The sequence below is a fragment of the Micromonospora sp. NPDC005203 genome, assembly GCF_042872705.1.
GTDB lineage: Bacteria > Actinomycetota > Actinomycetes > Mycobacteriales > Micromonosporaceae > Micromonospora.
Window position 1 is genome coordinate 121,242 of record NZ_JBIAKV010000004.1, and the last position, 21,231, is coordinate 142,472.

The 21,231-nt window shown below is 68.3% G+C and carries 9 protein-coding genes; 3 read left to right on the forward strand and 6 right to left on the reverse strand.

The features are described 5' to 3' along the window. Nucleotides 1-5: 5 nt before the first annotated feature. Complete coding sequence (locus ACFYPM_RS12320) at nt 6-122, reverse strand: DUF6069 family protein (protein ID WP_387195429.1); 117 nt, start codon at nt 120-122, stop codon at nt 6-8. A 79-nt stretch (nt 123-201) separates the two neighbouring features. Further along, complete coding sequence (locus ACFYPM_RS12325; protein WP_387194720.1) at nt 202-1,581, reverse strand: cation:dicarboxylate symporter family transporter; 1,380 nt, start codon at nt 1,579-1,581, stop codon at nt 202-204. A 9-nt stretch (nt 1,582-1,590) separates the two neighbouring features. Between ACFYPM_RS12325 and ACFYPM_RS12330 the strand changes: the two genes are divergently transcribed. The 3 genes from ACFYPM_RS12330 (at nt 1,591) to abc-f (ending at nt 6,000) form a co-directional block, all read left to right on the forward strand. Next, the gene (locus ACFYPM_RS12330) at nt 1,591-3,297 is read left to right on the forward strand and encodes an ATP-binding protein (protein WP_387194722.1); all 1,707 of its coding nucleotides are present in this window, start codon (nt 1,591-1,593) and stop codon (nt 3,295-3,297) included. Then, nucleotides 3,294-3,989: a response regulator gene (locus ACFYPM_RS12335; RefSeq protein WP_387194725.1), complete on the forward strand. Its 696-nt coding sequence runs from the start codon at nt 3,294-3,296 to the stop codon at nt 3,987-3,989. Before ACFYPM_RS12330 ends, ACFYPM_RS12335 begins: the two co-directional genes overlap by 4 nt. 373 nt (nt 3,990-4,362) lie before the next feature. Continuing rightward, nucleotides 4,363-6,000 carry a ribosomal protection-like ABC-F family protein gene (gene abc-f / locus ACFYPM_RS12340; protein WP_387194728.1) on the forward strand — a complete coding sequence of 546 codons (1,638 nt, stop codon included), beginning with the start codon at nt 4,363-4,365 and terminating at the stop codon, nt 5,998-6,000. A gap of 52 nt (nt 6,001-6,052) precedes the next feature. Here abc-f and dnaE read toward each other — a convergent pair whose 3' ends face one another. The 4 genes from dnaE to ACFYPM_RS12360 all read right to left on the reverse strand — a co-directional run bounded on the left by dnaE (nt 6,053) and on the right by ACFYPM_RS12360 (nt 20,878). Beyond that, nucleotides 6,053-9,583 (reverse strand): DNA polymerase III subunit alpha, encoded by a 3,531-nt coding sequence (gene dnaE, locus ACFYPM_RS12345; protein WP_387194731.1) that lies wholly within the window; start codon nt 9,581-9,583, stop codon nt 6,053-6,055. A gap of 249 nt (nt 9,584-9,832) precedes the next feature. Beyond that, on the reverse strand, nt 9,833-10,372 hold the full coding sequence (locus tag ACFYPM_RS12350; protein ID WP_387194733.1) for a hypothetical protein: 540 nt from the start codon (nt 10,370-10,372) through the stop codon (nt 9,833-9,835). Between the two features lie 103 nt (nt 10,373-10,475). Further along, entirely contained in the window at nt 10,476-17,507 is a 7,032-nt protein-coding gene (locus tag ACFYPM_RS12355; protein ID WP_387194736.1) for a polymorphic toxin-type HINT domain-containing protein, read from the reverse strand. Between the two features lie 113 nt (nt 17,508-17,620). Further along, entirely contained in the window at nt 17,621-20,878 is a 3,258-nt protein-coding gene (locus tag ACFYPM_RS12360; protein ID WP_387194739.1) for a LamG-like jellyroll fold domain-containing protein, read from the reverse strand. Nucleotides 20,879-21,231: the final 353 nt, after the last annotated feature.

The following is a 21,231-nucleotide window of genomic DNA, read 5'->3' on the forward strand; positions in this document are numbered from 1 at the left end:
ACCGATCAGTCGGTTCGGGTGCGGAGGCTCCGCGTCAGGATGGGGATCATCACCGCCGCAGGCACCAGGTGCAGCCCGAGCAGGGTGGCGATGGTCGCGGCGCTCGCCCCGGAGAGCGATATCGGGGTGTCCTACGCGCTCGGATGCCCCGGTATCGCCGATCCCGTGTCGATCAGCGCCGTGGACCAACAGGCGGGACGGTCAGGCGGGGACGCCGGCCGGCGTGGTTGCTTCGTCGGGGCGTGCCGCCGACTCGTCGTCCTGGTCGTCGAGCATCGTGGCCTCATCGAAGGGGTCGTCGCCGCGCAGCACTCCGGCCGCCCGGTCCCGGTCGAACTCACCCGTCCAGGTGCCGACCAGCACGGTCGCCACCGCGTTGCCGGCGAAGTTGGTGAGCGCGCGGGCCTCCGACATGAACCGGTCGATGCCGACGATCAGGCCGACCCCGTCCACCAGGTCGGGCCGGTGCGACTGGAGCCCGCCGGCCAGGGTCGCGATGCCGGCGCCGGTGACGCCCGCCGCGCCCTTCGAAGCGATGATCATGAACAGCAGCAGCGAGATCTGCTCGCCGATGGAGAGCGGATTGCCCAGCGCGTCGGCGATGAACAGCGACGCCATGGTCAGGTAGATCGCCGTGCCGTCCAGGTTGAAGGAGTATCCGGTCGGCACGGTGATGCCCACGACCGGCTTGCTCACGCCGAAGTGCTCCATCTTCGCGATGAGCCGCGGCAGCGCCGACTCCGACGAGGAGGTCGACAGGATCAGCAGGAACTCCCGGCCCAGGTACCGCAGCAGCGAGAAGATCGAGATCCGGGCCACGAACCAGAGCAGCGCGCCCAGGATGACCAGCACGAAGATCAGACAGGTGGCGTAGAAGCCGAGCATGATCTGCGCAAGGCTCTTGAGGGCGTCCACGCCTGTCGCGCCGACGACGGCGGCCATGGCACCGAACGCGCCGACCGGCGCCAGCCACATGATCATGGCGAGGACCTTGAAGACGACCCGCTGGATGACGGCGATCGCGCCGAGCACGGGCTCACCGCGCCGGCCCATCGCCTGCACGGCGAAGCCGACGAGCAGCGCCACCAGCAGTGTCTGGAGCACCTCCCCCTCGGTGAGCGCGCTGAACAGCGTGGTCGGGATGATCCCGAGCAGGAATTCCGTCGTACCGCCGGCCTCGTCACCGGCGGCGGCCCTGCCCGCGCCCGCGAGGTCCGGGCCGAGGTCCAGGCCGGAACCGGGGTGGATGAGGTTGCCGACGACCAGGCCGATGGCGAGCGCGACCGTCGACATGGTCAGGAAGTAGCCCAGCGCCAGGCCGCCGACCTTGCCGACCTTCGCGGCCTGCCGGACGGAGCCGACGCCGAGCACGATCGTGCAGAAGATGACCGGGCTGATCATCATCTTGATCAGGTTGACGAAACCGGTGCCGACCGGCTTGAGTTCCTTGCCGAAATCGGGGGCGACCAGGCCGACCACGATGCCGGCGAGCACGGCCACGATGACGGCGAGGTACAGGTAACGGGTACGGTCCCGGCGGACCGCCGGTGCCGGTGTGGTGGCGGATGCGGTGGTGTCCATGTTGACAATGTGAACCGTGTCTCACCCGTTGACAGCCTTGCGGTCATTCTGTTCACCGCGAACGCGGCAGCGGCAGCGGCAGCGGCAGCGGCCCGACAACGGCAGCGGCGCGACGAGGAGGTGGTGAAGGTGGCCCGACGGCAGTGGAGCATCGCGGGGCAACTCTTCGCCCTCCAGGCGATGGTGGTGACGCTGCTCGTGCTGGCCGGCGCGACGGGCGCGGTCTGGCTGGCCCGCGTCGACTCTCATCAGGCCGCGCAGGAGGAGGTGCTCGCGGTGGCCCAGACCGTGGCCGGCTCCCCCGACGTCCGCGCGGCCCTCACGACCGCCGACCCGGCCAGCATCCTTCAGCCGTACGCCGAATCGACCCGGAAGGCGACGGGCACCGACTTCGTCGTCGTGATGGCCCCCGACCGCACCCGTTTCTCGCACCCGACCCGGGACCGGATCGGCGAGCCGTTCGTCGGCGAGATCGGTCCGGCCCTGGCGGGCCGGGCGTTCACCACCACGAACGTCGGGACGCTCGGCGAGTCGGTGCGTGCGGTGGTGCCGGTGTACGACGAGCAGAAGCGCATCGTCGGCCTGGTGTCGGTGGGCATCACCACCCGGGCCATCAACCGCAAGCTGCTGCGCCAACTTCCCGTGCTGCTCGGCGTCGCGACGCCGGCGCTCGCGCTCGCCGCGACCGGCTCGTGGCTGCTCAGCCGCCGCCTGCGCCGGCAGACCCACGGCCTGGGACCGGCGCAGATGACCCGGATGTACGAGTACTACGACGCGGTCCTGCACTCGGTGCGCGAGGGTCTCGTGGTGCTGACCACCGATCGACGGGTGGCGCTGATCAACGACGAGGGTCGGCGCCTGCTGGGCCTCGACGCCGACGAGCCGGTCACCGACCGGCCGGTGGCCGGGATCGACCTGCCGCCCGCGGTGGCCGAGCTGCTCGGCGCCGGCCGCGACGCCCTCGACGAGCCCACGCTGGCCGGTGACCGGGTGCTGGTGGCCAACCAGCGGACCGCCAGCTTCGAGGGGGCGCCGCTGGGCACCGTGCTGACCCTGCGCGACCAGACCGAGCTACGCACGCTGGCCAGCGAGCTGGACTCGGTCCGCGCGCTGACCGAGGCGTTGCAGGCGCAGACCCACGAGTCGGCCAACCGGCTGCACACGGTCCTGACGCTTGTGGAGCTGGGCCGGGCCGACGAGGCGGTCCGGCTCGGCACCCGGGACCTGGCCCTGGCGCAACAGCTGACCGACCGGGTGGTCGACGCCGTCACCGAGCCGGCCCTGGCCGCGCTGCTGCTCGGCAAGTCGGCACAGGCCGGCGAGCGCGGGGTGGACCTGGTCATCGAGCCGGACTGCCGCCTCGACGACAGCCCGCTGCCCACCAACGACCTGCTCACCGTCGTCGGCAACCTGATCGACAACGCCCTGGAGGCGGTCGCCGGCACGCCCCCGCCGCGCACGGTACGGGTCTTCGTCGGCGCCCTCGACGACGAACTGGTGGTCCGGGTCGCCGACAGCGGACCCGGGCTGGCCGCGGACCGGGTGGCGGACGCGTTCCGCCGTGGCTGGTCCACGAAGAGCACGGGGCGGGGTCTCGGTCTGGCGCTGATCGGGCAGGTGGTCCGCCGCCACGGTGGCCGCTACGAGGTGACCCGCTCGGCCGACGGCGGCAGCCTGTTCACGGTCCACCTGCCGGTAGGCGGTGCCCCGCGATGACCGACATCCGGGTGCTGGTCGTCGAGGACGAGCCGCTGCTGGCCGAGGCGCACACCGCGTACACCGAACGGGTTCCCGGTTTCGTGGTGGTCGGGGTGGCGCACACCGCGCGGGCGGCGATGGCGGCGCTGCGCGCGGGCGGCGGCGGTGACGTGGACCTCGTACTCCTGGATTTTCGGCTGCCCGACCTGCACGGCCTGGACGTCTGCCGGGCGCTGCGGGCCGCCGGCAGCAACGTCGACGTACTCGCGGTGACCTCCGCCCGGGACCTGGCGGTGGTGCGCACCGCGGTGTCCCTCGGGGTGACCCACTACCTGCTCAAACCGTTCACGTTCGCGGCGTTCCGCGACAAGCTGGAGCGCTACGCCGACTATCGCGCCCAGGCGCTCGCCGTCGGCGAGGTCGCCGCCCAACACGAGGTGGACCAGATGTTCGCCACCCTGCGCGGCACCGCCGGGCACAGCCTGCCCAAGGGCCTCGACGCGCAGACCCTCGATCGGGTCCGCGCCGCCCTCACCGACGGGACCGGCCCACAGGTGGGACTGTCCGCGACCGAGGTGAGCGGGCTGACCGGTATCTCCCGGGTGACCGCCCGCCGCTACCTGGAATACCTGGTGACCGTCGACCGCGCGGTCCGCAGCCCGCGCTACGGCACCCCCGGCCGTCCCGAGGTCGAGTACCGCCCGAGGTGAGCGGCCGTAACGGCTGCCGCTGGCGACCTTCAACGGCAAGGATTTCGCCGAGTACGACGGGCGACGTCTCTTCGACGTCTCCTAGCTCTGGCAGCTCCGAGCCTGGCGGCCCGATGCTGCACAGCATCATCTGGTCGGGAGCCCGGTGGCGGAGTGAAGATCCGTTGTTAGACTTGGCCGAGTTGGGTTGGTGGCACGACCAGGGAGACCAGACATGGCGGGTGACGACGACATCTCCGGGTGAGACCGGACATGTTCGGCCAACGGCTTGGTGCGCGTATCGCGCAGCCGCCGTGGCCATGCCGTCGTTGCACCGGTCCCGTGTCGTCGGGCGGCTGAGGCGCGCCCACCCCACCCCGTTGAGGTCACTCACATGTCTGATGCGTTCATCGTCTGCTCGAACCTTTCCTTCTCCTGGCCGGACGACACCCCGGTCTTCTCGGAGTTGTCCTTCACCGTCCCGGGCGGGCGCACCGGCCTGGTCGCGCCCAACGGCGCCGGCAAGAGCACCCTGCTGCGGCTGATCGCCGGGGAGCTGCCACCCAGCGGTGGCAGCGTCACCGTCGACGGCCTGCTCGGCTACCTTCCGCAGACCCTGCCGATGGTTGGCGACCTGAGGGTGGCGCAGGTGCTCGGCGTCGCCGAGCGGATCGCGGCGCTGCACGCCATCGAGGCCGGCGACGCCAGCGAGGCGCACTTCGCCACCATCGGCGACGACTGGGACATCGAGGAGCGCAGCCGCGCCGAACTGGACCGGCTCGGCCTCGGTGACCTGGCGCTCGACCGGCGGCTGCGCACCCTCAGCGGCGGCCAGGTGGTCTCCCTCGGGCTGGCGGCGCAACTGCTGCGCCGCCCGGACGTGCTGCTGCTCGACGAACCGACGAACAACCTCGACGTAAAGGCGCGGCACAAGCTCTACGACGTGCTGACCGACTGGTCGGGGTGCCTGCTGCTGGTCAGCCACGACCGGGAGCTGCTGGACCGGATGGACCGCATCGCCGAGCTGGACCGCGGCGAGATCACCTGGTACGGGGGCAACTTCACCGCGTACACCGAGGGGGTGCAGGCGGCGCGGGAGGTGGCCGAGGGCAACCTGCGCAACGCCGAGCAGGAGGTCAAGCGGGAGAAGCGAGAGATGCAGCAGGCCCGGGAGCGGGCCGACCGGCGGGCCAGCAACGCCTCCAAGAACCTGAAGAACGCCGGCCTGCCGAAGATCTTCGCCGGCACCATGAAGCGCAACGCGCAGGAGTCCGCCGGGAAGTCTCACGAGACGCACTCCGCCCGACTCGGTCAGGCCAAGGCCCGGCTCGACGAGGCGGGCCGGGCGGTACGTGAGGACGACCGGATCACCGTGGACCTGCCGGACACCACAGTCCCGGGCGGGCGCACCGTCTTCTCCGGCCAGGGGATGCGGGCCCGCTTCGACGGTCGGGAGCTGTTCGGCGGCGACGGCGCCGACCTGGTGATCCGGGGGCCGGAACGGATCGCGCTGACCGGGGCGAACGGCGTCGGCAAGTCGACCCTGCTGCGCCTCGTCGACGGTGACCTGGAACCGGCCGGCGGCGACGTCAAACGGGCGGACGGGCGGATCGCGTACCTGTCGCAGCGGCTGGACCTGCTGGACCTGGACCGCACGGTGGCGGAGAACTTCGCCGCGTACGCGCCGAGCCTGCCGGACGCCAGGCGGATGAACCTGCTGGCCCGGTTCCTGTTCCGGGGCTCCCGGGTGCACCTGCCCGTCGGGGTGCTCTCCGGCGGTGAGCGGCTGCGCGCCACCCTCGCGTGTGTGCTCTGCGCCGAGCCGGCACCGCAACTGCTGCTGCTCGACGAGCCGACCAACAACCTGGATCTGGTCAGCGTCGCCCAGTTGGAGAGCGCGCTGTCCGCGTACCAGGGGGCGTTTGTCGTGGTCAGCCACGACGAACGGTTCCTCGCCGAGATCGGCGTGCAGCGGTGGTTGCGGCTGGCCGACTGCCAGCTGCGGGAGATCGCGGCCCCCGACCGGGACTGAGCCCGACGGCCCGCGGCCCGGCCGGATGTACGCCGGCCGGGCCGCGGACCCGTCAGCTCACGGCGGCTGGGCCGAGGACGCTCTTCAGGTCACCCATCAGCGCGGTCGTCGCCGCCACCCGGAACGGACCCAGCCGCAGGGTCGTGGTGCGGCCGCCGTTCTGGAGTTTGACGTGCACCTCCGTGTCGCCGGGGTGCAGCACCAGGGTTTCCTTCAGTTTCTCCACCAGCGGCGGTGTGCAGCGGTGCACCGGGATGGTGAGGGTGACCGGCTTGTTGGTGGCGCTGGTGCTGACGTCCGGCATGGACATGTCCATCGCCATGATCCGTGGGGTGTCGTCGCGGCGGTCCACCCGGCCCTTGACCACCACGATGGCGTCCTCGGCGATGTACTGCCCGATGACCTCGTAGGTGTTGGGGAAGAACAGCGTCTCCACCCCACCGGCCAGGTCCTCCAGGGTGGCCGAGGCCCAGGCACGGCCCTGCTTGGTGACCCGGCGCTGCACTCCGGACAGGATTCCGGCGAGGGTGACGACCGCCCCGTCGGGGACCGCGCCGTCCTCGGCCAGGGAGGCGATGGTGGTGTCGGCCGCCGCGCCGAGGATGTGCTCCAGACCGAACAGTGGGTGGTCGGAGACGTACAGGCCGAGCATCTCGCGCTCGAACGCCAGCTTGTCGCGCTTGTCCCACTCGCTCTCGCTGATGACCGGCATCACCGTCGTGCTGCCCGTGTCGGCGTCGCCGAAGCCGGCGCCGAACAGGTCGTACTGGCCGACCGCCTCCTTGCGCTTCACGTCGGCGTACGCGTCGATGGCGTCCGCGTGCACCGCGAGCAGGCCCTTGCGGGGGTGGTCCATCGAGTCGAACGCGCCGGCCTTGATCAGGGATTCGATTGTCTTCTTGTTGCAGACCACCGCGTCCACCTTGGACAGGAAGTCGTAGAAGTCGGTGTAGTCGCCCTTCTCCGCGCGGCACCGCATGATCGAGGTCACCACGTTCGCGCCGACGTTGCGCACCGCGGCCAGGCCGAAGCGGATGTCCGAGCCGACCGGGGTGAACGGGCCGGCCGAGATGCTCACGTCCGGTGGCAGCACCTGGATGCGCATCCGGCGACACTCGGACAGGTAGAGCGCCATCTTGTCCTTGTCGTCACCGACCGACGTCAGCAGCCCGGCCATGTACTCGGCCGGATAGTGCGCCTTCAGGTACGCGGTCCAGTAGGACACCAGGCCGTACGCGGCGGAGTGCGCCTTGTTGAAGGCGTACCCGGCGAACGGCACCAGGACGTCCCACACGGCCTGGATCGCCTCGTCGGAGTAGCCGCGCTCGCGGCAGCCGTCCCGGAACGGGATGAACTCCTTGTCGAGGATCTCCTTCTTCTTCTTACCCATGGCCCGGCGCAGCAGGTCCGCCTGACCCAGGGTGTAGCCGGCGAGGATCTGCGCGGCGCGCTGCACCTGCTCCTGGTAGACGATCAGGCCGTGGGTGGGCGCCAGGATCTCCCGCAGCGGCTCCTCCAACTCCGGGTGGATCGGGGTGATCTCCTGGAGGCCGTTCTTGCGCAGCGCGTAGTTGGTGTGTGAGTCGACGCCCATCGGGCCGGGCCGGTACAGGGCCAGGACCGCGGAGATGTCCTCGAAGTTGTCCGGCTTCATCAACCGCAGCAGGGACCGCATCGGCCCACCGTCGAGCTGGAACACGCCGAGGGTGTCACCGCGGGCCAGCAGCTCGTACGCGGCCGGGTCGTCCAGCGGCAGGGCCAGCAGGTCGAGCTTGAGACCGTGGTTGAGCTCGATGTTCTTGACCGCGTCGTCGATGATCGTCAGGTTGCGCAGGCCCAGGAAGTCCATCTTCAGCAGCCCGAGCGACTCGCAGGTCGGGTAGTCGAACTGCGTGATGATCGCCCCGTCGGCGTCGCGGCGCGTCAACGGGATGTGCTCGATGATCGGCTCGGCGGACATGATGACGCCGGCGGCGTGCACGCCTGTCTGCCGGATCAGCCCCTCGATGCCCTTGGCGGTGTCGATCACTTTGCGGACGTCCGGGTCGGAGTCGTACAGGCCGCGGATCTCACCGGCCTCGGCGTAGCGGGGGTGCTTGGTGTCGAAGATGCCGGTGAGCGGGATGTCCTTGCCCATCACGGCCGGCGGCATCGCCTTGGTGATCCGGTCGCCGACCGCGTACGGGAAACCGAGCACCCGGGCGGAGTCCTTGATCGCGGCCTTCGCCTTGATCGTGCCGAAGGTGGCGATCTGGGCGACCTTGTCCTCACCCCACTTGTCGGTGACGTACTTGATCACCTCACCGCGCCGACGCTCGTCGAAGTCGATGTCGACATCCGGCATCGACACGCGCTCGGGGTTGAGGAACCGCTCGAAGATCAGGCCGTGCTGGATCGGATCCAGGTCGGTGATGCCCAGCGCGTACGCGACCAGCGAGCCGGCGGCCGAACCACGACCCGGACCGACCGAGATGCCCTGGCTCTTGGCCCACTGGATGAAGTCGGCGACCACGAGGAAGTACGACGGGAAGCCCATCTGGTTGATGACGCCCAGCTCGTACTCGGCCTGGACGACGTGCCCCTCCGGGATGCCGTTCGGGTAGCGGCGACCCAGGCCGGCGAAGGTCTCCTTGCGGAACCAGGACTCCTCGGTCTCCCCGTCGGGCACCGGGAAACGCGGCATCAGGTTGTGGAACTCGAACATCCCGGTCGGGTCGACCTTCTCGGCCACCAGCAGGGTGTTGCGGCACCCCTGCTGCCACAGCTCGGACGAGTCGACAGCGCGCATCTGGTCGGCGCTCTTGATGAAGTAGCCGCCGCCCTCGAGGCGGAACCGGTTGGGGTCGTCGATGTTGCTTGCCGTCTGCACGCAGAGCAGCACGTCGTGCGCGGTGGCCTGCTCCTCGACGGTGTAGTGCGAGTCGTTGGTGACCACCGGCGGGATGTTCAGCTTGCGGGAGATCTCGGTGAGACCCTCGCGGACCCGGCTCTCGATGGAGAGGCCGTGGTCCATGATCTCGACGAAGTAGTTGTCCTTGCCGAAGATGTCCTGGTAGCTCGCCGCGACCTTGAGCGCCTCGTCGAACTGGCCCAGCCGCAGCCGGGTCTGCACCGCGCCGGACGGGCAGCCGGTGGTGGCCATGATCCCCTCGGCGTGCTCCGCGATCAGCTCCATGTCCATCCGGGGCCACTTGACGTAGTGCCCCTCCATGGACGCCCGCGAGTTGAGGGTGAACAGGTTCTTCAGGCCCTGCGCGTTCTTCGCCCACATGGTCTTGTGGGTGATCGCGCCGTTACCGGAGACGTCGTCGCTCTTCTGCTCCGGCCGACCCCACTTGACCCGCGCCTTGTGATAGCGCGACTCCGGCGCCACGTACGCCTCGACGCCCAGGATCGGGGTGATCCCGGCGGCCACCGCCTGCTTGTAGAAGTCGTTCGCGCCGTGCATGTTGCCGTGGTCGGTGATCGCCACCGCCGACATGCCCAGCCGGTTGGCCTCGGCGAACAGGTCCTTCAGCCGGGCCGCTCCGTCGAGCATCGAGTATTCGGTGTGCACGTGCAGATGCGCGAACGAATCGGCCATGCCTGGCGCCCCCCGGCGGTGTGGATCTTGTTGGTCGGAGCCGACCGGGACCTACCCTACCGAGGTGATCTCGACGGCTCCACCGTCCGCGCCGACGGTCGTGGCCCGCGTCTCGTCCGGCGCCCGATCATGCTCGAACCACCACCTGCCCTCCGCAACTCAAGCACCCCGCTGAGCGACCGCTCGACTGGCAGACGGAATATCACTCGGCATCCCGCACAGGTCGTCACTACCGACACAGGCGCAATATCAGTCGACGAAAGGCACTGGCACGTAACCTAGGCCGCTGATTTTTGCGCCGTCAAGCGAATCCCTGATGGTGTCGCCGATGAACAGCCCCGTATATGAGCCGGGGACCCGGAAGATCCGCGATCCGATGTCAAGATCGGCGCTTCGACGGAACGCCGGAAAATCAACTACCTGGTATGAGCCGTAGTCTTGAATAACCGAAGAGTCCAGGTCAACTATATCCAGCATCGAAACCACCTGAACGATATGCATTGGCGTATCACCCAGCCACCCCCTGCCAATCACCCTAAGGTCGTGCGGCGCCAGGCCGGAGAGAACAGAGTATGCAGCATCATCACACACCCAGTCCCGAATTTCCGGGTGCCGGAAGATGTTGGGCCTTCTTAGGAGGTCGCCGGCTTCCCACCGAAAAGACACCGTCGCCTCGAATTGTGGGTACGGCTTCAGCCAGTCATGCTCAACAACATCTACCGGAAAGGACCGTTCGCCGCCCAAGAGATAGCCGTACTCGTTCACCATCAATTCGGTCATGAATGCCATACAGTCGCTCCAGCAATACGCTATACCAACCGGGAGAGCGAGGGTGGATCTCCGCCGGAGATCCACCCTCGCGACTAGCCGAGGACTAACAAGAACTCATTGATCAGTAAAACTCGTAGCGAGCATGTTGGTCGACAGCGGTCAGATTTTCCTTGGTCTGCTTGAGGAAGTCAAGTACACCTTGCTTTCCACCGAGTCTGTCGGCAGTAGCGACTTCATCATTGATCCAGTCGTAGTAAGAATTTGGGGCTTTCCTGCGGAACGTGGCGGCGTGCCCCTTCTGACTCATCCAAACGCCGTTCACGGCTTCATTGATGCCGATTCCGTGCTTATCAAGGATACGCTGCGCCGGCGCAGCCAGAGCGCATCCACACGGCACAATATGGTGCGCCTGAGCATCGACGCCCACCGGCTTGGAGCTACCGGTCTTCACCAGATTCTTTCCCAGTGCGGCGCTGTCGCAGTTGTGTACGAGCACCGGCGTGTTGCTGGCGACCACATAGTACGTGTGGACGTTGGCGACCGTCAGGTCGCGCATGACCTTGTCGCCGCGGAAGTTGGTCACCTTGGCGACCGACACCAACTCGCCCGATGCGCTCTTCAGCCACTCCGTCAGCTGGAGATCTGCGGCGTCGACCCACTTCTGCCGACTCTCACTCCAGAACGGGTGGTGCTGGGTCGTCTTGAGGGTGGTGAATTTCCCATCCTCGGTCCGGACGGACAGGTCCGTCAGGTCCTCGTCCTGGTTGACGTGCAGCGCCTCCACCGACTCGGCAGAGGTGACCCCCGTTTCCGGGTCGTGCGCCAGGACCTCGTCACCCTCCGCAACCTCGGCGATCGGCCGAGCGGAGCCGTCGGCCATGACGACCTGGGTCGCCGGGTCGAAGCTGTGGAGGCAGCCCTCCTTCTTCGTCGTCGTGCCACTGCTGTTCTTGTTCGGCTTGCCCTTGGTGCCCGGGTCCGGCTTCTTACCGGGCGGGGTCGCCGGCTTCGGCGTGGGCGACAGGTCCTTGGCCCGCGCCTCGGCCTTGATCTGGGCCATCTCTCGGGCTTCAAGTGCCGGGTTGATCTTCGGCGTGCCACCCTTGGTCGCCCGACCGATTGCCGCCTGCGCCTTGTCGGCGAGTTCCTTGCGCGCCTTCTTGCACGTGTTCCGGGCCGCCGCGCAGACCGACGGGCCGGGCATCAACGCCTCAGCGGCACTGCCGTAATCTTCTTCGTAGATGTAGAAGGCAGTGTTCAGACCATCGGCTGCGGATCCGAGACCAGGAATAACCGCGGCGCCATCCAGCGTATCGTGGATGACCTTGTTGTTGAACATCCCCTTGTCGCGGCGGGTCGAGAGCGGCTTCTCACCACCCTCGATGATTTGCTGGCACTGGTATCCACTGATGCCGTGAGCGCAGTCGTAGTTCCACCCCGGAGTAGTGGGGACGTCGACTCCGCCGTATTCGGCGATGATCCTGCCACTGGGATCGCTGTACGTGGTCGGATTGTTCGCCGCGTACGTGTAGGCCGGCATCTGCTGTGGATTACCGGGATCGTTGACGGGGTCGACCGAGATGAACCGACCAGCCGTCGGGTCGTACTCTCGGGCGCCCAGGTGGGTCAGCCCCGTCGGGTCCTGGTAACCGCCCAGGAAACCCTGCTTGTTCGGCCACGAGACCGCCGCGCCACGCGACGCCCCGTACGGTGTCTGCCGCCGTTGGGTGATCGTCTGGTTGGCGTCGGTGGCAACACTGACCTGCGAGGTCCCCTGGTGGTCGCTCGCGAGCCAGGTGATCCCGGTGGTCTTCCGCTGGGCGATCGTCTCACCGTTGAAGGAGTAGTACCGGGTGGCGTCGAGCTGGCCGTTGTTGTTGCGCCGCAGCTCCTGGTCTCCGAGGAACAGCGTGCTGCCGGTCGCATCCTTGGCGATGAGCCGGTTGCCGGAAGCGTCGTAGATATAGGAGTTCGTGCCGGCGCTGTCGGTGAGCGTCGCCAACCGCCCCTCGACGTCCCAGGCCAACGCCTGCTGGCCAGCCGGGCCGGGCCGCGTCTTCGTGTTGCCGGCCTCGTCGTAGGTGTAGGAACCGGTGGTCGTGCCCCCGTTGTCGGTCCTGCTCCAGCCGTCCAGACGGTGCGGCTGGGCGGCCTTCGCGGCGGGGTACGAGTAACTGGTGGTCACCGTGCCGGTCGGGGTGCCCCGCTCGGTCTGCGTCAGCCGGTTACCGATCCGACCCTTGGGGTCGTCCGGCGCGCCGAACGACCACTTCTGCCAGTACGATGCCGGACCACCCAGCTCAGACTCCGCAGCCGGAGCCTTGTTGCAGCTCGAGGACGATGGAGTCCACGCCTCGGTGAGCCGCCGCTGATGGTCGTAGGTGAAGCACTGGGTGTCCCGCGGCCGGGCACCCGAGTTGTCGTCGATCTTGAGAAGGTTGCCACTCTCGTCGTAGTCGTAGAAGACGTTGGCGATGTACGAGGGCGATGCCGACCGGAGGATGGCGCTGTTCTTGACCCGGCCGGTGGCCTCGTCGTAGCGGTCGGTCGTCTGCACGAACTTGGCCCCGGTCAGCTCCGTCGACCGGGTCAGAGTGCTCAGCTCGTACAGGTTGGTATAACCCGACTGGATGGCGTAGTAGCTGACGTCACCGTAGTTGGTTGCCAGCTGGTCGGCCATCGCGTATGTCTGGTCGTACTTGTAGGTCAACACCTCCTGGTCGAGTCCGCCGACCGCCGGAAGAGTGGCCGTATTGGGCGAACCATCGGCCAGGTAGCTGGCCTTTGCGGTGAAACTGCAGGTGGTAGCGACGGCACCGCAGAAACTCGCCTGTGCAGGCGGCAGGGTGAGTTTGGTCTGCGTCGGCCGGTACAGGGCGTCCACGGTGACCGTCTCGGTGCGGTACTCGTCCGTGCCGATCCAGCGGGAAGCCGACTTGGTCAGACCCTTGAGCGGCAGGTCGTAGGTGTTCTCGATGCGCTTCTGGCCCGTCAGACTGGTCTCGCGGACGGTCTCCGGGCGACCCAGACGGTCGTAGGTGTAGTACAGGTCAGGGGTGCTCGGCCGGGAATCGCTGGTCTGCTCCACCTCACCCTGGCTGTTGTAGGTGAGAGTCGTGGTCCCGGCGTCCGGGTCCGTCGACGAGGTCATTCGACCCTGGATGTCGTAGGTGTACGACCAGGAGTTGCCGGAGGCGTCCTGCACCGAGGCCAACTGGCCCACCGGGTGGTAGGTGTACTTGGTCTCGTCGTACGTGCCGGTCGCGGTTCGGCCGTGGTACTGCCACAGCTTCTCCATCCGGCCGTGCGGGTCGGTCCACGCGGTCGTCGCCGACTCACCGGCCGAGGGCACGACGGTCGTGTGATCGCCGTGGAAGGTGGTCGACGTTCGCGCCTTCTCCACCTGCACGCTCGACTCGGACGCCAACAGCAGCGAGTGCGCGGGGCGGCCCGCACCGTCGAACAGCGTCCTGGTCTGGCTCGGGACGTCCTGGTCCAGCCCGGAGTAGAGCGTCGTAACCGGTGCCGCGCTGTTGTGATAGGCGGCATTGGCCTTGTAGATCCGGCCCGCCGCGTCGTAGAAGGTGTCGGTCAGGATGCGACCGCCACCATAACCGGCCTCCTGCGTCTGCCGGGGACGGCCGAGCGCGTCCATCAGCTCATACGAGGTGTTGTACCCGCCTCTGGCGTTCACCGACCGGGAGGTGACCGACGAGGGTGCCGACTTGGACAGGTTGTAGCTGAAGCTGGAGGACGGGTCCGACGGGAAGGTCGCCCTGTCCCGTCCCGGGATCCACACCGCCGTGGTCCGCCCCATGGCGTCGTAGGCCACCTCGGTGACCCGGCTGTTGGCGTCGGTGCTCTTGATCGTCAGCCCGGTGGCCGGGTCGATCTCGGCGGTGTCGGTCCAGAGCAGCGGGTTGGTCGAGACAACCTTGGTGACCGGGCCGCCGGTAGCCGGCGTGTAGGCCGTCGTCGATTTCTCATCGGCGATGTCCGTGGACTCGATGACCCGGCCGAAGGCGTCGTACTTGGCAGTGGAGACCTGCTGGTAGCCACGGACGCCGCCGGTGAAGCTCTTGATCGTCTCTATCGCGGTGATCAGACCGTCGGTCGGGGCGCTGCCGTAGCCGAGCGAGTCGAAGCTGAACCTCGCGTCGGCGGTGATCTGGTTCTCCGCGGTCGGAGCAGTGGCACACTGCCCCGCCCAGCCGTGCGTCCGCTTGACCGGGGTCAACAACCAGTCGGTGGTGTTGCGGGAGTACTCGGTCTGCACGCACCCCTCGTCGCCGGTCGTGGCGTCGTCGCCGCCATCTTGCACGCTCGTCGGCATGCCGTAGCCGTCGAAGGTCGTGGTGGTGGTGGACCGGCGAGTTCCGGTGTCGGTCTTGGTGCGGCTCTTGACAACCGCGACCCGTGCGTAGCGGGCCTCCGCGACCGGCGTTCCGGCGCGGGTCGCGGTCGGCGGGTCAGAGCGCCACATCTCGTTGACCGAGGCGGCGAGGACCGTCGAGCCGAGCCAGGTGATCTGCTCCCGTGGCGTGCCCGAATAGTGGTCGTAGTCGTTGGCCTTACCACCCTCCAGGCCTTCGACCTGGGTTGTACGGGTGCCGCCGGCGGCGAGCTTGTCGCCGTACATGCCGCGGAAGTAGAGCGTCTCGGACTTGACCCGCTCGGTGCCCTCGCCAATGTAGGTGATCACCGTGGGATAGCCCCGCCACTGGGACCAGGTCCTCCGGTCGTCCGGGCTGAGCCCGTCATCGTCGTCGTAGTGCCACAGGGGCTGGCTCTTGGTGTCGTACTCGTAGGCGGTCCGCAGCGGGCGGGCGCCACCGGTGTGGTCGATCTGCTGGACCTCGGTCACCACGTACTTGTGGAAGTAGTCGGTGACCGGGTCGACCTTGCCCGGCGGGATCCACCTCACCGGGTAGCAGCGCAGGCCGTTGTTGTCGAGGGCGGTTGGCATCGTGCCGCCCTTGGCACACTGCCGCGGGCTGTAGGTCACATAGATCTCACCGCCGGTCTCCAACCTGATGGAGTTGACACGCCACCAGTTCATGGCGAGCGCCCAGTCACTACCGGTGGCGTCGACCCGGTTCTGCATCTGCATACCGCTGAAGGTGACCTCCGGAGCCGTCACCGTCGTTCCGTTGAGACCTCGGTGCGTGATCCCGTCCAACCAGAGGCCGGCACGGGTGCCGTCGCCCGGGTCGGGGAAGCTCTGTCGCAACGTCCACGAGTCAACGGGCTGGTACGACGAGGTAGCGGCCTTCCACGCCTTGGTGGTGACCACCGTCGTCCGCTTCGCCGACCAGAAGGTGGGAGCCCCGAACAGGCAGGGGTTGGTCGTCGCCGTGCACTCCTGGTCCCAGGGAGTGTCCGGCCAGGTGGTGGCGTCCTTCGTGGTGCAGTTGGACAGGCACCGATCGACGTTCGTGAACTCCACCCGCCCCGGGGCGTTCTGGACGTACGGGCTGGTCGAGGAGTATTCGGTGCCGTCCCGATTGTCGGTGCCGTAGTCGATTCTCGTGAGGTATCCCGCCCGGTCGTACGACACGGGTGACGTTCGATTCTGGTTCTTGGCGTAGTGGTTGGTCTCCTTGGTCCACCAGAGAGACATCGTGTTGCCGTGGACGTCCTGGACGTAGTCCAGATTCCACCGCCACGCCTGCTTCTTGCCGCCGCAATCGGACGACGCGAAGCTCGCGGCGTGGCACGGTTCGTTGGGGTTGTTGCCAAACACCGGCACGGTCAGGGTGGAGTTGGTGACCGGACGGTCGGTGCTCCAACCGGGCAATTGGTGCCGTCCGAACCAGTACTGCGTCCCGTCGACGGTGGTGACTTTCCAGTACTCGTTGTCGTCGTCGCCGTTGCCGTAGGCGGGCGACTTCAACAACTCGATCTTCGAGCCGTCCTCCTTGCGAGGGTGCCACCTCCCGTCGCTGCCCTTGAGCAGTTCCATGGACGAGCCGCCCAGGGAGAGAACCGCGTTCTCCGGACCCCAGCAGAGATCGCTCGTCTCGGTGGTGTTGTTGGCGTTTCCACCCATGTCGTCGAGGCAGGTCTTGTACCGACGCTCGACGAAGCCCGGCTGGTAGTCGAAGCCTTCGCCGATGGCACCGGGCTGGTTGTTCGTCGCCGCCTGCCGACCGTCCACCGACTGCGACGAGTAGGAGAGGCCGAGGCTCGGAGAGGGACCTCCCGGGCCAGGGGGCACGCTCATCGGATAGGACCATTGGAAGCTGCCGGTGGAGCCACTGTGCTCCCAGGACGAGGCGGGAGCGAGGCTGGATGCGGAGTAGTTGCCCGCACCACCCTTACTGTCCGCGACCAGGGCGACCATGGTGCCGGCCATCGCCGTGGCGGAACCCAGTCCCAGTCGCTTCGCGTCCGTCGTCGACATCGCCGGCCTGATCGCCGACGCCGGCACCGATGCTGACGCCGTCTGGCTTCGCACATCGTTGCGCGACTCCAACGGCGACAGCTCACAACCCTTCGTGCCGGGCGTGGTCAGGGCGCACTCCGGCACCTGCACGAGGCGCAGTCGCGACGACCAGTCCGCGCCGTACGCCGAGGCGAACCCGGAGTAGTCCACGCCCACCTCGACCGGACCGGCCGACGTCTCGCCGTCCGTACGACCGACGCGCAGCAGCAGACCGCCGCGCACACCGGCCGCCTCCGCCTCTGCCTTCGGCAGCACCTCGACGCGTACCCTGCCGGGTGGGGTCGCCCCGGACCGAGCGGAAGCCGCTGTGGTCACCGGCCGGACCGTCACTGGCAGCGCGCCAGCGCGGACGGCCGCGGCGTCCCCGGTGGTGCGGGCACCCGTGGCGGCGGGCAGACTCACCTCGGCGGCACCGGCGGCCGGCCACGCCGGCGCCGGGCGCTGGACCTTGGCCGCCGCCTCCTCCGGCTCGGGGCCGGGCTTGGTGGCCTTGACGGGCTGCACGGGTACGGATTCGTAACGCTGCGCCTCGAGCCGCTTGGCCTCCGCGACCTGCTGTGCCTGTGCGGGCACCTGCCCGATGAGCGTGCTGGCGAGCACCGCGAGCAGGCCGGCGGCGATGATCTTCCGGCCCTTCGCATCCGCGGCGCCGAATGTCGGTCTGGGCCGCCAGGGGCGGCGTGATCGACTGGATCTGACCGTGTTCATCGTTACCTTTCCAGGGGGTGACTACACGCCGCCAGGGGGTTGTGCGGCGTGGTGGACGAGGGGGTGGGTCGGGATGGCGGCGACGCCACGGCACCCCGACCCACCGGCTGCGGTTACGCCTCCGCGAACAACGCCGCGATGTCGGCGTCGGAGAGGGCGCCCTGCCAGGCACGGACCCGGTCGATGTCGCCCGGGAAGTGGTCCGCGAGCACCACGTACTTTCCGCGGCCGACGGTGAAGGCACCTTCGGCGCTCCACGGCGCCGGGACACTGACGGCGCCGGACAGTTGGCCGTTGACATAGAGACTGAGTTTCTGGGCCGTGACGTCCTGGACGGCGGTGAGATGGGCCCAGTTGTTCGCGACGCAGTCGCTGCCGTAGACCGTTCGGGAGGAGCTCGACGTCGAGTCGGCCGTCCGATTCATCAGTGACCACTTGGGACGGCCGGTCGGGTCGTTTCGACACGTCAGGAAGAAACCGGAGATCTGGCCGCCATCCTGGGCGAACACCGTGCGCGGGCCGGCCCCGCCATTCCAGCGCGCCCACCCGGACACCGTGTACGACTGGTCGGTGCGCAGGACCGGAGCGTCGGTAGCCGCGTGGCCGGAAAGTCCATCCACGGCCAGACCGCTGGAGAAGTTGTAGCCGGCGTTGGCCGACCAGTCGGCAGCGGGAGCGTCGGTCAGCGTGAGTGGGCGCTGGTAGCCGGAGCCGTCCGCCTCCTGTCGTGGCGCGTCGTAGTCGAAGTCCTCCATCTCCCACTGGCCCACCAGCACGGGCTCGACCAGCGGTCGAAGATCGATTTCCGGGTCCACGACGCGGTCCCAGATCCGGACCTCGCTGACCAGGCCGTTGAACCAGCCGGTGAGGATGCCGGCGCGGGCGGCGCCGATCAACAACGGACCACCGGAGGACCACACCGGCGCGGTGGATCCCGTGCCCTTGCGGACCCCGTTCACGTAGAGGGACAGCTGGTTGGCCGCGCCGGCGTCGTAGACGCCGGTCAGGTGCACCCAGACTCCGACCTGAACGGGTTCAGCCGTGCAGGCGGGGGCTGCTGTCGCGCCCGCGTTCGAGAGGTCCGACACGTAGGTGACGAAGCACCAGCGTTCCTTCGTCGGGAAATACTGCAGCTCAAAGGGGCTCTTCTTGGTGCCCGGCTGCGACACGACGACTCCGCCGACCGCGTCCGCGCGAACCCAGGCGGAGATCGAGAAACTGCGCGCGGTGTCGACCACCGCAGTGGAGGTGCTGGCGTAGTCCGAGACACCCCGGAACTTGACCGCCCAGTCCTTGCCCCGGTTCTTGTGCGTACCCCGCAGGCGGGAGTCGGACCAGGAGGGGTTGGGGGTCAGGGTGGCCGACTGCCCGCCGTCGACCCTGTTCGTCAGGGTGGTGCCGGTGCCCTCGTCGATCGCCCAGTGTGCCTTCGGTGCCGAGGGGCTGTCGACAAGGAAGACGTAGTCGTACGCCTCGGTGGTGTTGCCGGCCTGGTCGCGGCTCTTGACGCTCAGCACGTTCTCGCCGATCGAGTTCGGTGTGACCCAGACCGTGGCCGTGCCACCCAGCGCCGCGGCCCTCACCACCTGCTCCGCGCCGCCGTCGACCCGATAGAGGTAGTCGTAGACGTCGGCGGCGCCGTTGGCGGAGAAGGTGAACCTTCCGGAGTAGCCGACCGAGCCGCGCACGTCCTGGTTCGTGCCCAGCGGCGGCGACTCCAGGTAGAGAGCATCTTCCGGCGTGACCTTCGGCTTCGACGTGGGCGCGGCGTAGTCGACGTAGAACTCGCACCAGGGCGACTGGCTCGAAATGCCATCGAGGCCGTCCTTGGTCTGCACCTGCCAGCGGTAGACGTCACCGCTGGCGGTCTTGGTGGTCAGCTGCACCTCTGCCTTGGCTCCCGGTGCGACCCCGGCATCGGTCTTGGGAAAGCCGGTCGCCGTGGCCCAGGTGCCGTTCACCTGCTTCTGGAGGGTGAACACGCCGGACAGGCTGCCGCCGTTACTGCCGTCGGGATCGCTCAGGGTTGCCTTCAGCCACGGGTAGTCCGACCGCACCATCGGGCGGGTCGTGCCGCTCACGCACGCCTGGGCCCCGGCGGTGTAGTCAGGGTGGGTGGACAACTGGGCCGCCGTCGCGGTGTTCGGGTTGCTGTTGTATTCGACCGACAGCCTGGTCAGCGCCGGGTCGAACTTCTTCCACCAGGTCGACTCGGATTCCGACGTACCGTCGGCCTGTCGGGCGGCCAGGGCGAGGGTGTACCTGGCATTACCGCGGTTGTCGGAGACGTCGTCCTTCAGCTTGGCGAACTCCATCGGCAGGTCCGGCTGCGGGTCGTTCGAGCAGTTCGGCGTGGCCGGCGGCTTGTGCGCGTGGCCGGACCGCTCCTCCAACCAGGTGATGAGGTTCGGGCCGTCCCACGTCTGCTTGCCGGAGCTGCCCAGCTCGGCGGTTCGGTAGAGGTTCACCGGCGTGGAGCCACACGACCAGGAGTGGGTCATCTCGGTCAGGAACTTGGCCGACCGGATCGTCTTGCCCGACAGCGCCGAGAGGTTGAACCGGAAGAACGACCGGAAGTTCCCGGAACCGTCCGGGTTCCTGCCCACCCGGGCCACCCCGTCATCGCGGGTCGCGTTCGTCGAGCCGGCGTATCCCCACAGCGCCTTGTTGACGGTCGTCCACGGGTCGATGGCCACCGGGTAGACGGTTGTCGGGCCACGAAGCAGCGTGAGATCCGGACGGATGACGAGGTCACCGTCCCGCACGTCGGTCGCCAGCTCGGCCTTGCGCGCCCGGTCCGGCACCGTCCGCAGCGCGTCGTGCTTCTCCTGTGCCGCGAAGGCCGACAATGCCTTGCTGCTCTTCGCCTCGGCCTTCGTCGTGAGGCCGGATGAGTCCCACATCAACGCGTTGCCGGCGGAGAGCACCTCCCGCCCCGAGCCGTTGACGACCTGGAAGCCGCCGCCGGCGCGCTCTTTGCTGGACAGACCGGGGGTGTCGAGGCGGAACCGCAGAGTCTCCAACGCGGGGTTCGTCGCCGCGCTTGCCGACTTCACCACGAGCACCCAGCTGAAACCGTCACGCAGGGCACGCATCCGCAGATCGACGTCGGGTAGCACCGACTCGTAGATCGCCGTGTCGCCCTCCAGGCGGGGGGCGGGCAGGGTGCCGGGCCAGGAGAGGGACACCTCCCCACCCTCGACCGGAAGGCGCACGACCGCGGCGGTGCCGCCGGCGGAGAACGACACGTCCGCCACCGTCGCCACCGGCGCGACAGACCCGTCCGCCCCCGTCACCAGCGACGTGTCGATGGTCCGCCAGCCACCTCCGTCCCGGCGGTCCACCCACTGCGGAACGGGGTACGACTCCATGACCAGAGACCCCTTCGGGGATGCCAGGACCCGGGAGTTCTCCGACTTCAGCGTCGTGACCTCGACGGCGCGACCGGATCGCTTCGCGGCGGCGAGAGCCTCGGCTTCGGACAGTGCGGCGGCCGTCGGGCGACCAGCAGGCCCGGGTTCCGCCGGTTCGGCTCGCACCCGATGCGGAACGGAGGCGACGCCAGCTATGCCAATCGCCGCCGCCAGGAGTGCGTACCCCCATCCTCGCGAACGGGTGCGGACATGCGCACGGGAGAAGGTCACTGCGAACTCCTGTTCTGCGGGGCAGGGAAACGAGAGGGGCCTGTTCCGGGGCCGGCGGACAGGCCGCCGGCCCCGGAGCG

Excerpts from the sequence above, each read along its gene's own strand:
- ACFYPM_RS12355 (WP_387194736.1), bottom strand. The coding sequence starts at position 17,507 with ATGAACACGGTCAGATCCAGTCGATCACGCCGCCCCTGGCGGCCCAGA.
- dnaE (WP_387194731.1), bottom strand. The coding sequence starts at position 9,583 with ATGGCCGATTCGTTCGCGCATCTGCACGTGCACACCGAATACTCGATG.
- ACFYPM_RS12335 (WP_387194725.1), top strand. The coding sequence starts at position 3,294 with ATGACCGACATCCGGGTGCTGGTCGTCGAGGACGAGCCGCTGCTGGCC.
- ACFYPM_RS12325 (WP_387194720.1), bottom strand. The coding sequence starts at position 1,581 with ATGGACACCACCGCATCCGCCACCACACCGGCACCGGCGGTCCGCCGG.
- ACFYPM_RS12360 (WP_387194739.1), bottom strand. The coding sequence starts at position 20,878 with ATGGAGTCGTACCCCGTTCCGCAGTGGGTGGACCGCCGGGACGGAGGT.
- ACFYPM_RS12350 (WP_387194733.1), bottom strand. The coding sequence starts at position 10,372 with ATGGCATTCATGACCGAATTGATGGTGAACGAGTACGGCTATCTCTTG.
- abc-f (WP_387194728.1), top strand. The coding sequence starts at position 4,363 with ATGTCTGATGCGTTCATCGTCTGCTCGAACCTTTCCTTCTCCTGGCCG.